This window comes from Haloterrigena sp. KLK7 (assembly GCF_037914945.1).
In the GTDB taxonomy this organism is placed as follows: domain Archaea; phylum Halobacteriota; class Halobacteria; order Halobacteriales; family Natrialbaceae; genus Haloterrigena; species Haloterrigena salinisoli.
In genome coordinates, this window is the sequence record NZ_CP149787.1 from 1,640,871 (window position 1) to 1,656,549 (window position 15,679).

The 15,679-nt window shown below is 66.7% G+C and carries 10 protein-coding genes; 6 read left to right on the forward strand and 4 right to left on the reverse strand.

The features are described from left to right. Positions 1-10: 10 nt before the first annotated feature. The gene (locus WD430_RS08085) at positions 11-781 is read right to left on the reverse strand and encodes an SDR family oxidoreductase (RefSeq protein ID WP_339105512.1); all 771 of its coding nucleotides are present in this window, start codon (positions 779-781) and stop codon (positions 11-13) included. Positions 782-930: 149 nt separating this feature from the next. Here WD430_RS08085 and leuS point away from each other — a divergent pair, with 149 nt between their 5' ends. The 5 genes from leuS (at position 931) to WD430_RS08110 (ending at position 9,518) form a co-directional block, all read left to right on the forward strand. Continuing rightward, on the forward strand, positions 931-3,579 hold the full coding sequence (leuS, locus tag WD430_RS08090; RefSeq protein WP_339105514.1) for a leucine--tRNA ligase: 2,649 nt from the start codon (positions 931-933) through the stop codon (positions 3,577-3,579). A gap of 431 nt (positions 3,580-4,010) precedes the next feature. Next, positions 4,011-6,188: a methyl-accepting chemotaxis protein gene (locus WD430_RS08095; protein WP_339105515.1), complete on the forward strand. Its 2,178-nt coding sequence runs from the start codon at positions 4,011-4,013 to the stop codon at positions 6,186-6,188. Continuing rightward, positions 6,185-6,964, forward strand: a complete 780-nt coding sequence (locus WD430_RS08100; RefSeq protein ID WP_339105516.1) for a bacteriorhodopsin — start codon at positions 6,185-6,187, stop codon at positions 6,962-6,964. The genes WD430_RS08095 and WD430_RS08100 overlap by 4 nt, the downstream gene beginning before the upstream one ends. Before the next feature lie 133 nt (positions 6,965-7,097). After that, entirely contained in the window at positions 7,098-7,916 is an 819-nt protein-coding gene (locus WD430_RS08105) for a DUF2071 domain-containing protein (RefSeq protein ID WP_339105517.1), read from the forward strand. Between the two features lie 159 nt (positions 7,917-8,075). Next, on the forward strand, positions 8,076-9,518 hold the full coding sequence (locus WD430_RS08110; protein ID WP_339105518.1) for a sugar porter family MFS transporter: 1,443 nt from the start codon (positions 8,076-8,078) through the stop codon (positions 9,516-9,518). Between the two features lie 67 nt (positions 9,519-9,585). On the opposite strand, the gene WD430_RS08115 is transcribed toward WD430_RS08110, so the two are convergent. The 3 genes from WD430_RS08115 to WD430_RS08125 form a co-directional block, all read right to left on the reverse strand. After that, positions 9,586-10,587, reverse strand: coding sequence for an ornithine cyclodeaminase family protein (locus WD430_RS08115; RefSeq protein WP_339105519.1), 1,002 nt, complete (start codon positions 10,585-10,587; stop codon positions 9,586-9,588). 475 nt (positions 10,588-11,062) lie between these two features. Then, a complete protein-coding gene (gene thsA, locus WD430_RS08120) occupies positions 11,063-12,727 on the reverse strand; it encodes a thermosome subunit alpha (protein WP_339105806.1) in 1,665 nt (554 codons plus the stop codon). A 93-nt stretch (positions 12,728-12,820) separates the two neighbouring features. After that, a complete protein-coding gene (locus tag WD430_RS08125; protein WP_339105520.1) occupies positions 12,821-14,221 on the reverse strand; it encodes a HAMP domain-containing sensor histidine kinase in 1,401 nt (466 codons plus the stop codon). Between the two features lie 182 nt (positions 14,222-14,403). Between WD430_RS08125 and WD430_RS08130 the strand changes: the two genes are divergently transcribed. Next, entirely contained in the window at positions 14,404-15,654 is a 1,251-nt protein-coding gene (locus WD430_RS08130; protein ID WP_339105521.1) for an FIST N-terminal domain-containing protein, read from the forward strand. Positions 15,655-15,679 lie beyond the last annotated feature (25 nt).

The window sequence follows — 15,679 nt, forward strand, 5'->3', positions numbered from 1 at the left end:
TCCCCCAACGTTAGTACCACGCTCCGCCCGAGGAGACGTTGATATCCTGGCCCGTGACGTGGCGCGACGCCTCGGACGCGAGGTGGACGGCCAGCTCGGCGACTTCCTCGGGCGGGACCAGCTCCTCGATCATGAGACTGTCGAGGACCTCGCCCTCGACGTCCTCCACGGGGACGCCCGCCTCCTCGGCCTGTCGCTCGAAGACGCCCCGGATCCGCTCGCCCTCGACCGGCCCGGGACAGATCGCGTTGACGGTGACGTCGTCGTCGCCGAACTCGGCGGCTAACGCGCGAGTCACGCCGATCAGCCCCATCTTCGAGGCGGCGTACGGGCCCCGGTTGGCGTAGGGTCGTTTCCCGCCGATCGAGGAGATGTTGACGACGCTCCCCCGCTCGGACTCGCGGAGGTGCGGAGCCGCCTCGCGCGTGACGCGAGCGACGCCGACGACGTTGACGTCCAGGGTCTCGAGCCACTCGTCGTCGGTCGTCTCCTCGAGCCGCGCGGTGGGGCCGGCGATGCCGGCGTTGTTCACGAGACAGTCCAGACCGCCGAAGGTCTCGATCGTCTCGTCGACGGCGTCGGCGACCGAATCGGGATCAGTCACGTCCGTCTCGACCGCTAGCGTCCGCTCGGGAGCGTCGATCAGTTCTTCGGTCTCGTAGATGCCGTCGCTTCTGGCCGCGAGGACGACGTTCGCACCCGCCTCGGCGAACGCGGCGGCGATCTCGCGGCCCAGTCCCCGGCTCGCACCCGTGACGAAGATAGTGTGGTCTGATACCATGCCTCGAGATGGCGTGAGACGGACCTAAAACCTCTCGGCTACCGGAACCCGACCGCTCGCGACGACTCGAGGCGGCGATCGATCGCGTCGACGGGGGTACGGTATGGAAAGGTATAGGGCGGCGTCCCCGCCTATAGCTATATAAGCAAATGAGTGACGCGGGATACGACCACGCAACGGTCGAACGGCGCTGGCAAGAGGCGTGGGACGAGGCGGACGCCTATCGGACGCCCGACGACGTCGACGATCCGACGTACGTGCTGGGGATGTATCCGTATCCGTCGGGCAAACTCCACATGGGCCACGTCCGGAACTACACGATCACGGACGCCTACGCTCGGTTCCGCCGGATGCAGGGCGACGAGGTCCTCCACCCGATGGGCTGGGACGCCTTCGGGCTCCCCGCGGAGAACGCGGCCAAGGAGCGCGACACCAACCCGCGCGACTGGACCTTCGACTGCATCGAGACGATGACCGAGCAGATGGAGTCGATGGGCTTCGGCTACGACTGGGAGCGGGAGATCGCCACCTGCACGCCGGAGTACTACCAGTGGAACCAGTGGCTCTTCGAACGGTTCCTCGAGGAGGATCTGGTCGAGCGCCGCGACGCCGAGGTCAACTGGTGTCCCCACTGCGAGACCGTCCTCGCCGACGAGCAGGTCGAGGGCGAGGCCGAACTCTGTTGGCGCTGTGACACGCCGGTCGAACAGCGCGAACTCGAGCAGTGGTTCCTGAAGATCACCGAGTACGCCGACGAGCTGTTAGAGGCGATCGACGACCTCGAGGGGTGGCCCAACTCGGTCCGGCAGATGCAGCGCAACTGGATCGGCCGCCAGTACGGCTCGGAAGTCGACTTCGACGTGGACGGGCACGGTCCCGTCACGGCCTTCACGACCCGCATCGACACTATCCACGGCGCGACGTTCTTCGCGCTCGCGCCCGACCACCCGATCAGCGAGGAACTGGCCGAAGAGAACGACGACGTCCGTCGCTTCGTCGAGGAGGAGGCCGATCCCGACGGCGACGAGCCGAACGGCGTCGAGACGGGCCTGACCGCCACGAACCCCGTTACCGGCGAGGAGATTCCGGTCTACGTCGCCGACTTCGTGCTCTCGGACGTCGGGACCGGCGCACTGATGGCCGTCCCCGGCCACGACGAGCGCGACCACGCCTTCGCGGAGAAGAAGGACCTGGATATCGTTCCCGTCATCGCTCCCGAACCCGAGGAGGGCGAGGACCCCGAGGCGCCCGACGTCGAGGAGGCGGCCTACACCGAGGACGGTGTGTTGATCAACTCCGGCGACTACTCGGGCCTCGACAGCGAGACGGCTCGAGAGCGACTGACCGAGGACATCGACAGCGCCGAGGAAGCGAAACAGTACCAGCTTCGCGACTGGGGAATTTCCCGACAGCGCTACTGGGGAACGCCGATCCCGGTGATCCACTGCGAGGAGTGCGGTCCCGTCACGGTCCCCGAGGAGGACCTGCCGGTCGAACTGCCGGAGTTCATCAACACCACCGGCAACCCGCTGGACGCCGCCGAGGAGTGGAAGCAGACGACGTGTCCCGACTGCGGCGCCGACGCCGAGCGGGAGACGGACACGATGGACACCTTCGTCGACTCCTCGTGGTACTTCCTGCGGTACGTCTCGCCCGGTCTCGAGGACGCGCCGTTCGACTTAGAGCGGGCCAACGACTGGATGCCCGTCGACCAGTACGTCGGCGGCATCGAGCACGCCGTGATGCACCTGCTGTACTCGCGCTTTTTCACGAAGGTGCTGGCCGACCACGAGGGCCTCGAGCACCGCGAGCCGTTCACGAACCTGCTGGCCCAGGGGATGGTCCAGCTCGAGGGCGAGAAGATGTCCAAGTCCAAGGGCAACGTCGTCTCGCCCCAGCGGATCGTCGAGGAGTACGGCGCCGACACCGCGCGGCTGTTCATGATGCAGGCCGCCCAGCCCGAGCGCGACTTCGACTGGAGCGAGGAGGGCGTCCGGTCGACCAACGCCTTCCTCGCCCGACTGAAGGGGATGGTCGAGGAGTTTGCTGCCGACGAGCCCGCGGGCGAGGACGACGCCGTCGCGGACTACGTCGCGGCCGAGATCGACGCGACGATCGCCATCGCTACCGACGAGTACGACGAGCTGACCTTCAACAAGGCGCTGCGCGAGACGCAGGATCTGGTGCGGACGCTGCGGCAATACGCCGACTACACGGAGCCCCACGCCGAGACCTACGAGCGCGGGCTGTCGGCCGTCGTCCGCCTGCTCTCGCCGGTCGCGCCCCACCTCGCCGAGGAGCTGTGGGACGCACTCGACTACGACGGCCTCGTCGTCGACGCGGAGTGGCCGACCGCCGAGGTCGACCGCGACCACGTCACTAAGCGACGCCGCCTGGTCGAGAACACCCGCGAGGACATCCGCGACATCGTCGACGTCGCCGGCATCGAGGATCCCCAGCGGATCGACGTCGTCGTCGCCCCCGACTGGAAGTACGACGCCCTCGAGATCGCGATCGAGAGCGACGCCGACAACCTGATCGGCGAACTCATGCAGGAGAGCCACATCCGCGAGCAGGGCGACGCCGCGGCCGACTACGGCCAGGACCTGCAGGCCGAACGCGAGGCGCTGTCGATGACGCTTCCCCCCGAGGCGGAGTACGCGGCCCTCGAGTCGGCGGCCTGGCTGATCGAACGCGAGTTCGAGGCGCCGGTGACCGTCGTCGACGCCGACGAAGCCGACGCGGACGTGCTCGCGAACGCCGAACCCGGCCGCCCGGCGATCGAAATCGACGACTGAGCCGCCCCGTTCGAGCATCGTTCGACCGGTGCCTCCGGGTTTGACCGTTCGTCACTGACCGAGCGGTAGTCCGCGAGCCCGAAGCCGTTCGGTTATCGATGCCGAACCCGGTCGGAGACTCTCGAAATTGGACATTTCTCGTCCGCGCCGTTCTTCGCTCTGATACGAGAACCATCTGGGAGGGCTGAAACGCGCTCTCCTCCGTTCGAGCGACTGATCGCGGTCTCCCGTGGAACACCAACCTCAGTTGAGTGTTCAAGCGTGTCGATACATTCAATTACGATGAATGTGCACCATTACGGAGACACGTCGCAGCAGTACGCTGCTCGACACGTCCACGGTACACTATGGCACTCGAGGATTCCATCCCTGATCGACTCAGAGAAACGTATAGCGTAAAGATCGGTTTGATTTTCGTCGCGATCGCTCTCGTGACGCTGCTCGTCTCGGCGCTCTTTTTCGCCCACGTCTCCGGGGCGGTCGGGCCGGCGGCGGAACAGCACTTCAGCGACCGAACCGACGACCGGAGCGACGTCGCGGCGACGTGGCTCGAGACGAACGCGGAGACGACGGCCGGACTGGCGGCGGACGCGACCGTCCGGGACGGCGATCCCGGAGCGATCGGCGATCGACTCGCCGACGCGCAGGCCGAACGCAGCGATCGCGTCGCGGAAATCCACTACCTCGACGGGAACGGGACGGTACTCGCGAGCAGTGACGACGCGGCGACGAGCGAGAACTTCTTCGACGTCGCCGGCGTCGACGGCGCGACCGACGAACCGACGACGACCCACGAGGCGCTCTCGAGCGACGACGAGGTCCTCTCGTTCGTCGCTCCCGTCCCGGGCGAGGATCGGTACGTCGCCCTCTCGGCGCCCGTCGGCGCCTTCGCGTCGACGCTCGAGAGCGGCGACGGCTACCGGACGGTCGTCACCGACGCCGACGGCGAACGGGTCGTCGGCGTCGGCGAGCTGAGCGGGGACGCCGAGATCGACGACGCGGCCGTTCTCGAGGCCGTCGACACCGACGCGTCGGGCGTCGTGACGGCGACTCCGGCGGGAAGCGAACGGGAAATCGCCGCGACGACGGCGACGATCGGCGGCGGCGAGTCGGCGATGCGGGTCACGACCTACGGCGTCGCGGACGAGGTCTTCGGAGCCCAGAACGCCGCAACCGCCGGCATCGCGGCGCTGGCGTTCATCGTCGTCATCAACCTCGGCTTCGTCGGCATCGTTCTCGGCGGCAACCTCTCCCTGCAGCTCCGCCGGCTCGCCGACAAGGCCGAGCGGATGGGCGACGGCGATCTCGACGTCGACCTCGAGACCGATCGGATCGACGAGGTCGGAATCCTCTACGACTCCTTCGACTCGATGCGCGACGACCTCAGCGTGACGATGACCGATCTGGAGGACGAACGCGAACGCGCACGCGAGGCCAAGCACCGCACCGAGCAGCGCAACCGCGAACTGGAGGCGGAAGCCGAGCGGTTCGGCCAGGTCATGGCCGACTGCGCCGACGGCGACCTCCAGCGACGGCTCGAGCCGCGGACCGACCACGAGGCGATGGTCGAGATCGCCGAGTCGTTCAACGAGATGATCGCCGACCTGGAGTCGGCGGTGTCTCAGGTCAAGCGGATCTCGCGGGACGTCGCGCGGACGAGTACCGAGGTCCAGTCCAGTTCCGAGGAGATCAGCCGGGCCAGCGAGGAGGTCAGCGCGTCGGTCCAGGAGATCTCCGACGGCTCCTCGGCGCAGGCCGAGGATCTGGAGACGGCGACGACGGAAGTCAAGGAGATGTCGGCGACCGTCGAGGAGGTCGCCGCGGCGACGAGTACGATCGCCGACCAGTCGACGCAGGTCGACGAACTCGCGACGACCGGACAGGAATCGGCCGAGGAGACGACCGCGGAGATGCACGTCGCCAGCGACCAGACGGAGACCGTCGCGGAGACGATCCACGAACTCGAGCGCGAGGCCGAGCAGATTCAGGAGATCGTCGAGCTTATCGACGAGATCGCCGGTCAGACGAACATGCTGGCACTGAACGCGGCGATCGAGTCGGCCCGATCACAGAGCGCCTCGAGCGAGGACGGCGGGTTCCAGGCCGTCGCCGACGAGGTCAAGGAACTGGCCGAGCAGACGCAGGCGGCGGTCGACGACGTCGAAGCCATGATCGAATCGATACAACAGCGTGCGACCGAGAGTGCGGCACAGATCGAGGAGACCGAGGAGACGATCGGATCGGCCACCGAGCGCGTCGATTCGCTCGCGGACAACCTGGATCGGATCGCCCGGGAGATCGAGCAGGTCGCGAGCGGCGTCACGCAGATCGACCAGGCGACGAACGAGCAGTCCGAGTCCGCGGAGGAGCTCGCGACGATCGTTCAGGAGGTCGCCAGCGTCGCCAACGAGACGACCTCGCAGGCCCAGCAGGTCGCGGCGGCGGCGGAAGAGACGACGGCGACGATCACCGACGTCTCCGCCGAGGCGACGCGGCTCGACCAGCGGGCGACGGAGCTGGCCGACGCCGTCGACGAGTTCAGCGTCTCGGAGGCGAACGCGCCCGAGTCACGGCCGGCGGCCGCCGAGTCCGGAGGTGAGAGTCGATGATCTCCGAACTCCGGATGTACCGGCTCGGCTTCTACGTGACGGCGGTCGCGACGCTGGCGTTTCTCGGCTGGGTCGCCCGCAAGCCGGCGGGGACCCGCCGGTACTACCTGCCGGCGCCGATCGTCTGCGGGACGCTCTCGCTCGCGTACTTCGGGATGTCGATCGAACTGCTTCGAGTGACGACCCCGAGCGGTCAGCCACTCCCGATGACGCGATACGTCGATTACTTCATCGCGACGGCGATCATGGTCGCGGTCGCGGGGAAGGTCGCGGGCGCGACCCGACGCCAGTTGGCCGCGCTCGTCGCCCTGACGGTCGGCTGGGTCGGCGTCAGCCTCGGCCGATACTTCCTCACGGGGACGGCGGTGCTCGTCGCGACCCTGGGCACGGTCGTCGTCCTCGCGGCCCTCCTCTACGTGATGATCTGGCCGGTGACGAAACGCTCCGGGAGGACCTCCGGCGAGCGAGTGCTGCTCTACGGCAAGCTCAGAAACGTGCTCATCCTGCTCTGGATCGCCTACCTGGTGATCGGCGTCATCTCTCGACAGGGAATCGGCCTTCTCGACGCTTTCGGCGGCGTCTTCGCGGGCGCCTATCTCGACATCGCCACCCGGATCGGCTTCGGACTGCTGATCCTGCGGGGGAGCGATGCGATGGTGCAACTCATCGACGATACCCAGTCGAACGGCGGCTCCGGCGAGTCCGGCGACGAAGTGACGTTCACGGAGTCGTCGGACGACCCCGACGCCGATCCCGACATCGAACCGGCCGACTGACCGGTCGCGTTCCAGTCCGAGATCTGACCGAGTATCATATTTCGAGATATCAATCGAAACTGGCAACTATCTGTCTCCTTTATGCAGCCGTCTACCGTATCGGGGATACAGTCCGCAGGACTGAATCTCGAGGATGACGGATCACAACGATAGACAGACACGACGCCGAACACGATCGCGAACTGATCCCTTTCGGTGGAACTTCGCCGACGGCTCGATCCCGACCGCACCACACGTCGCCTCGATGACGTGGCGCGACGGGTTGTTCGTCCACTGGCCCGTCGACGCCGACGCCCTCCGTCCGCACGTCCCCGATCGACTGACGCTCGAGACCCGAGACGGCGACGCCTGGCTCAGCGTGTTGCCGTTCGTGCTCACGGACGTCGGACTCCGCGGTGTGCCGACGGTCGCCAGAACGGCCGTCGCCGAACTCAACGTCCGAACGTACGTCCGGTACCGCGGCGACCCCGGCCTGTTCTTCTTCAGTATCGACGTCGGGAACCCGCTGATCGCGGCGATCGTCGGCCGGACGACGCGGCTCCCGGTCTATCACGCCCACATGCGGGTCAGCGCCGACAACGGGCACGTCGACTTCTCGAGCACGCGGAGTCAGACCGCGGTCGGCGCGCGGCCGCGGTTCGACGGGGACGCGCCGCCGGCTCGCTTCGACGCGACGTATCGGCCCGAGGGCGACGTCTTCCGGCCCGAACCGGACACGCTCGCCTACTGGCTCGTCGAACGCCGGCGGTTCTACGCCGCCGAAGACAGGCGGGTGCTAACGGGCGAAATCGCCCACGAGCGGTGGCCCCTCCAGCCCGCCACGGTGACGATTCACGAGAACACCATGTTCGAAGTCAACGACTTGCCGGAACCGATCGACGAGCCGGTCGTCCACTACTGCGACGAACTCCCGATGACCGGCTCAGTCCCGCGACGGATTCGAACGGAGTGAGGGGTTTCGTCGGGGAGAGCCCGCGAGACCGGAGATCGAAGCCGGAACGCATCGGGGACGCTCGAGACGCGAGAGAGGTAACGTCGCGATGACAGCTCCTGCGGAAGACCGGAGGATTTGTTAACTACGATACGAGATAATTATATTGTAGAATCATCCATGACTACGACATCGACCGACGGTGCGGTCGACGGACGGAACTCGTTCGTCTACGTCGTCGCGGCGCTCGCCGCGCTCAACGGCTTACTGTTCGGCTTCGACACCGGCGTCATCTCCGGTGCGATGCTCTATATCCGAGAGACGTTCGAACTGGCAACGATATTCGGCTACTCGATAAATCCTTCGCTCATCGAAGGAGTCATCGTCAGCGGTGCGATGGTCGGCGCAATCGTCGGCGCCGCCTTCGGTGGCCGGCTAGCTGACCGACTCGGTCGCCGACGGCTGATCCTCGTCGGCGCGGTGATCTTCTTCATCGGCTCGCTGATCATGGCGATCGCGCCGAACGTCGAAGTGCTGATCCTCGGACGGATCGTCGACGGGATCGGCGTCGGCTTCGCCTCCGTCGTCGGGCCGCTGTACATCTCGGAGATCTCTCCTCCGAAGATTCGCGGCTCTCTGGTTTCACTGAACCAGTTGACGATCACGAGCGGGATCCTCATCGCCTACCTCGTGAACTACGCCTTCTCCGAGGGCGGCCAGTGGCGCTGGATGCTCGGCCTCGGGATGGTCCCCGCGGCGATCCTGTTCGCCGGCATGCTCTTCATGCCCGAGAGTCCCAGATGGCTCTACGAGCGGGGCCGCGAAGACGACGCTCGCGACGTGCTCTCCCGCACGCGCACCGAGAGTCAGGTGGCCGGCGAACTTCGCGAGATCAAAGAGACCATCCAGACCGAGTCCGGAACCCTCCGCGACCTGCTTCAGGCGTGGGTGCGCCCGATGCTCGTCGTGGGAATCGGACTGGCGGTGTTCCAGCAGGTCACCGGCATCAACACGGTGATGTACTACGCGCCGACGATCCTCGAGTCGACCGGCTTCGCGGATAACGTCTCGATCCTCGCGACCGTCGGCATCGGCGCCGTCAACGTCGCGATGACCGTCGTCGCGGTCCTCTTGATGGACCGGCTCGGTCGACGACCGCTGTTGCTCTCGGGGCTCGGCGGCATGACCGTCATGCTCGCGGTCCTCGGTGCCGTGTTCTACCTGCCCGGGCTCTCCGGGATGCTCGGCTGGTTCGCGACGGGGAGCCTGATGCTGTACGTCGCCTTCTTCGCGATCGGGCTCGGTCCCGTGTTCTGGCTCATGATCTCGGAGATCTACCCGATGGAGATCCGCGGGACGGCGATGGGCGTCGTCACGGTCCTGAACTGGGCCGCGAACCTGATCGTCTCGCTGACGTTCCTCCGTCTCGTCGACGTCTTCGGCCAGTCCGGGACGTTCTGGCTGTACGGCGTGCTGACGCTGTTCGCGCTCGTCTTCTGCTATCAGCTCGTCCCCGAAACGAAGGGGCGGTCGCTCGAGGAGATCGAGGCGGACCTGCGGGAGACGGCGTTCGGAACCGACGCCGACGGCAGCAGTCCGCGACCCGCTGAGACGGACGACTGATCGCTCCGGACGGTTTCGACTTTTTTCGGCCCGTATCCGCCGCGAGCGCTTCGCTCGACGGTGCCGACTACTGCGCGGCGTCTCCGGCGCCGACGAGATCGAACGACAGCCCCTTCCCCGCGTCGCTCGCGCGGTCGTAGACGACGTGGGCCGCCGCGACGTCCTGGATGGCCAGCCCAGTCGAGTCGAAGACGCTGATCCCGGTCTCGTCGGTCCGTCCCTCCTTCGCGCCGACGACGACCTCGCCGATCTCGGCGTGGATGTCGTCGTCGGTCAGGGTGCCCTCGCCGTAGGGGACGTTGATCTCGCCGGAGTGGGTACACTGCTCGTGGTCGTCGATGACGATCGTCGCCGCTTCCAGCAGTTCGTCCGTCAGTTCGTGTTTCCCTTCGGCGTCGGCGCCGATCGCGTTGATGTGGGTGTCCTCGCCGACGTCTGCGAGGTCGACGACGGGGTCCTCGACGGGCGTCACCGTCGAGAGGATATCGCAGCCCCCGGCCTCCGAGATCGAACCGCCGCGGACGTCGAACTCGTCCTCGAAGGTCTCGACGAATCGCTGGACGCGGTCCTCGTCGGGATCCGAGACGACGACCTCCTCGATCGACCGCACTTCGCTGATCGCCCGCAGTTGCGTGTAGGACTGGACGCCGGCACCGACGATACCGAGACTCGAGGCGTCCTCGAGGGCCAGATAGTCGGTCGCGACGGCCGCGGCGGCCCCCGTCCGCTTCATCGTGAGCGTCGTCCCGTCCATGATCGCCAGCGGGAAGGCGGTCTCCGGGTCGGAATAGATCATCGTCCCGAGGACGGTCGGCAGGTCGTGGTCCGCGGGGTTGTCGGGGTGGACGTTGACCCACTTGAGCCCCGCGGCGTCCCAGTCGCCGGTGTCCAGATACGCGGGCATCGACCGGAAGTCGCCGTTGTACTGGGGCAGGTCGATGTAGGACTTCGCGGGCATCTGGGTGTCTCCGCGCTCGAAGGCCCCGAAGGCCTGCTCGACGGCGTCGATGACGTCGCCGAGGGCGGCGTACTCGTCGACGTCGTCGCTATCGAGAAGCAGCGTGTTCATACTGGCAAATATCGCGGGAAGCTACTTAATTTGCCCCGAAACGCTACAGGTGACGCCAATCGGGAGCCCGACCGCGCCTCGAGTCACGTTTTGAACGGTCTGTTCGTCAACGACTCGAGTTACGACTGGCACGCTCGTCTAGCCAGTGCCGATCGGACGGACCGCGAGAGTACGGAATTCGGGAGCGACGACGAAAGAGAGATCGATGAAATGGGGCCGACTGCAGTGGACGACTCGAGCGGGCGATAGCCCGCCGAACAAGCTTCCGATCGAACGTCGGCGAGTGAGCGGTTCGGAGAACCCGAACGACGCCGTTCACCGAGCGCGAAGCGCTCGGGCCGACGAGCGACCGGTGCGCGGCGCCACGCGCCGCGGCATGGCGAGCGGCGAAGCCGCGAGTCAGGGAGCGAGGAGCGCTTTTATACTAAATTTTGCCGAGGGGCGGCGTAGCCGCCCCGCAGAGCAAAATTTAGGTTTACATCATGCCGCCCATGCCGCCGCCCATACCGCCCATGCCGCCGCCCATGCCGCCGCCGGGGCCGCCGGGCATCTCCTCGTCATCGTCGTCGTCGGCGACCGCGAGGTCGCCGGCGGCGATGACGTCGTCGATGCGCAGCAGCATGACGGCCGCCTCGGTGGCAGACTCGATGGCCTGGGTCTTCACGCGCAGCGGCTCGTAGACGCCTTCCTCGGCCATGTCGATGGTGTCGCCGGTGTAGGCGTCGAGCCCGGAGCTGGTGTCGCCCGCGTCGTGGTCGGCGCGGAGTTCGACCAGCGAGTCGATGGGGTCGAGCCCGGCGTTCTCGGCCAGCGTGCGCGGGATGACCTCGAGGGCGTCGGCGAAGGCCTCGACGGCGAGCTGCTCGCGGCCGCCGACGGAGTCGGCGTAGTCGCGAAGCGACAGCGAGAGGTCGACCTCGGGGGCGCCGCCGCCGGCGACGACCTTGCCGTCCTCGAGGGTCGTTCGCACCACACCGAGGGAGTCCTCGATGGCGCGGTCGACCTCGTCGATGACGTGGTCGGTGCCGCCGCGGAGGATGAGGGTGACGGCCTTGGCGTCGTCGACGTCCTCGACGAAGATGCGCTGGTCGCCGGCGATCTCCTTCTGGGCGACGCTCCCGGCGAAGCCGAGGTCGTCCTCGCTCAGGTCGTCGACGCTCGAGACGGGCGTGGCGCCGGTCGCGCGGGCCAGCTGGTTCTGGTCGCTCGCCTTGACGCGGCGGACGGCGATGATGCCCTCCTGGGCGAGGTAGTGCTGGGCCATGTCGTCGATGCCGCCGTCGACGAAGACGACGTCGGCGCCGGCGTCGGAGACCTTCTCGGCCATCTCCTTGAGCTGCTGTTCCTCCTGCTCGAGGAACTGCTCGAGCTGGTCGGGGTCGGTGACGTTGACCTCCGCGTCGATCTCGGTCTCCTTGATCTCGAGGTCGCCGTCGACGATCGCGACGTCGGCGTCCTCAGCGAAGTAGGGCATGTTCTCGGAGACGCGCTCCTTGTCGATGATGACGCCCTCGACGAGCTCGGACTCCTCGATGGAGCCGCCGACGACCTTCTCGACCTTGATGTTGTCCGTGTCGACGCCCTCGTCGTCCGCGACGGCCTGGACGGCCTCGACGACGAGTCGGGACAGCAGGTCGCGGGCGCTCTCGGCGCCCTTGCCGGTCATCGCCGTGGCGGCGATCTGCTCGAGGATTTCGTCGTCGTCCTCCTCGACGTCGATGGCGACCTCCTCTAAGGCCTCGGTGGCCTCCTCGGCGGCCTGTCGGTACCCCTGGGCGAGGGTGGTCGCGTGGATGTCCTGGTCGAGGAGCTCCTCGGCCTGGCTGAGGAGTTCGCCGGCGATGACGACGGCGCTCGTTGTGCCGTCGCCGACCTCGTCCTCCTGAGTCTCGGCGACTTCGACGATCATGTCGGCCGCCGGGTGGTCGATCTCCATCTCCGACAGCAGGGTGACACCGTCGTTCGTGACGATGACGTTGCCCGTCGAGTCGACGAGCATCTTGTCCATCCCCTTCGGACCGAGCGTGGTCCGTACGGACTCGGCGACGGCTTTCCCGGCCTGAATGTTCATCGACTGCGCGTCTTTTCCGGAGGTCCGCTGGCTATCCTCCGAGAGAACGATAAGGGGCTGGTTACCCATCTGCTGAGCCATAGTCAAGAGAACGATTGATTGTTATTCTATATAAGTTTTTCGTTTACGCTCCGGTCGGTCCCCCTTCCGTACGGGAGTTTTTCACACGCCGTCGATCTCGAACCGGGCACCGCCGCGATCGCTGTCGGTCACGGAGATACTCCAGCGGTGGGCGTCGACGATCTCGCGGACGATGTGAAGCCCGAATCCGGTCCCGTCGTCGCTGTCGGTGTATCCGCGCTCGAATATCCGGGACCGCTCCGCTGGCGGGATACCGGGGCCGTTGTCGGCGACGAAGAACCCGTCTCCGTCGTCGAGCGTTCCGACGGTGACGACGAGTCTGTCGTCCGTTTCGCTGTGTTCACCGTCGTCAGCGCTGGAATCGCGTTGACTGCTCGCCGAGCCGTTCTCGACGATATCGTCGGACTGCGGCCGACTATCCGTGGACCCGTGTTCCACACTGTTCCGAAACAGATTCTCGAACAGCTGTCGAAGCCGATCCGGATCGGCTTCGAACGTCGTCGAGTCGGCGACGCGAAGCGTCGCGTCGGCCGTCTGGACGGTCCCCCAGGCCCGTCGGGCGATCGACTCGAGATCGACGGACTCCGCGTCGTCGATCCCCTGTCCCTGACGGGACAGCGTCAGCGTGTGGTCGATGATCCGATCGATGCGTTCGTGGGCGTCTCTGACCTCCTGAACGTACTCTTCGTCACCGGTTTCGACGGCCAGTTTGAGGTAGCCCTCCGCGACGGACAGCGGATTCCGCAGGTCGTGGGACACGATGTTCGCGAAGTCCTGGAGGTCCTCGTTTTTCCCCTTGAGTTCGTCGCGGTCGTCCTCGAGCGTCCGAATGCGCCGCCGACGTTCGATCGCGCCGATGGCCGCCGTCGCGATCGGTCGAAACGTCCGGACGTCGATCTCGCTCACCGCGTCGGCGTCGACGTCGCCGAGTCGGACGATCCCCAGCGTCTCGGACGGGACGACGAGTTCGGTGGACGACACCGCGGTCGACTCGTCCGACCGGAACGCCGACCACCACGGCTCCGCTCCCTCGGCGATCGGTTCGATCTCGAATCGGGATTCGGCCGCGGGCGTGACGAGTTCGGGAACGAGTTCGGATCGGAGGCCGTCGTACCGGTAGACGGCGACCGCGTCCGTATCGAAGAATTCGCCCGCGACGTCGGTCACCGGCTCCGCGATCCCCTCGATCGTTTCCGACTTGACGAACGATCGGACGGCGTCGTCGACGACCTCGAACCGGGACCGATCGGAACCGTCCTCGTCGCCGCCGTTCGTCTCCGTCGACGGATCGTCGACGTCGAGCGCCTCGATCCACCGCTCGACGGCGTCGCTCGAGAGTCCGGTGAGTGCGGCGATCTCCGCTGTCGAACGGCCCCGGCGCGACGCCAGCGCCACCAGCAGACCGTCGCGCGTCGCCGGCGACTCGGCCGCCAGCACGGCCTCGACGGCGTCGCTGTCCGACAGCGAATCGAGATCGGACATTGCCTTGCAGATAGTAACGAAACGGCATAGTCATTGTGGGCCGCGGGTGGTCCTCCCACGGACCGCGTTCGAGCGTCTCCGACTCGTCGCCGCTTCGCGTCTCACAGTGGGTCTCCGGCGCTGTCGACGCGCCGGACAGTACGTTTATATGAGTGTGCTTCCATCCTTGCCACTAAGTATCGATGAGCACGATCCTCGCCGGAGTCGGCCACGCGACCGACGACGACCCGACGACGGCCGGACGACGCGCGGCCCGCACCGCACGAGACGAACTCGACGGCGACGAGCGGCTCGCGTACGCGTTCGGCTCGAGCGAGTACGACCAGGCCGCGTTGCTCGGTGGTATCGAGGACCGGCTCGACTGCCCGGTCGTCGGCTGCTCGACGGCCGGCGAAATCGCTCACGCACAGTCGTACACGGAGAGCGTCGTCGTGCTCGCGCTCGCGGGCGACGGCGTTCGTCCCGGTATCGGTTCCGCACCGGGCTTCGCCGAGCATCCGAGGCAGTCGGGAATGGATGCGGCCTCGGCGGCCGTCGACGAACTCGGCGACGGACCCGTCCCGACGACGGTGTCGACGGCCGAGTCGGGCCGTCGGCGGTGGTACCCGAAACTGCTCGTGAACGCGTTCGGACCCGGTCTGACCGGCAGCAAGGAGTGGGCGCTGATCGGCGTTCAGGACGCGCTGGGCTGGGCGCACGTCTCCGGCGGGTTCGCCGGGGACGACTGGAAGCTCGATTCGACGTGGGTCTATCGAGACGGCGAACCGGTCGAGGACTCGATGACCGTCGCCGCGATGGACGTCGACGTCAAGACCGGCATCGGCGTCGCTAACGGCCTGCGCGAGACCGAGCACACGTTCACCGTGACGAGAGCCGAGGAGAACCGCCTCTACGAACTCGACGGCAAACCCGCACTCGAGGCCTACCGCGACCGCTACGGCGACCGGGTCACCCAGGAACACTTCCTGATGACCCACCCGCTCGGAACGGACGACGACGGCGAGGAGAGCCACATCGCGATGGTCACCGGGGTCGACGAGGAGGCAGGCTCGATGATCGTCGGCGAGAAACCGATCGAGGAGGGCCAGGAATTCACCGTCATGGACACGTCGGCCGACGCGGTCCTCGACGGTGTCGAGACCGCGGTCGACCGGGCGTTGACGGCCGCCGGCGGTCCGGAAGATATCGCGGCCGTACTGGTGTTCGACTGCAACTGCCGGTGGTACCACCTGTCAGACGAGGAGACTCGCAACGCCGAACTCGACCTCGTCAGGGAGCACGTCGGGTCGGACGTTCCGGTCGCCGGATTCTACAGCTACGGCGAGATCGCGACGCCGAACCCGCTGTGGAACGACGATCCGCGGTCGCTCATGCGCCAGGACGTCCACCACCAGAGCATCGCTATCGAGATTATCACCAATGAGTCACTGTAACCCCGTTCCGACGCGGCGGACGAGC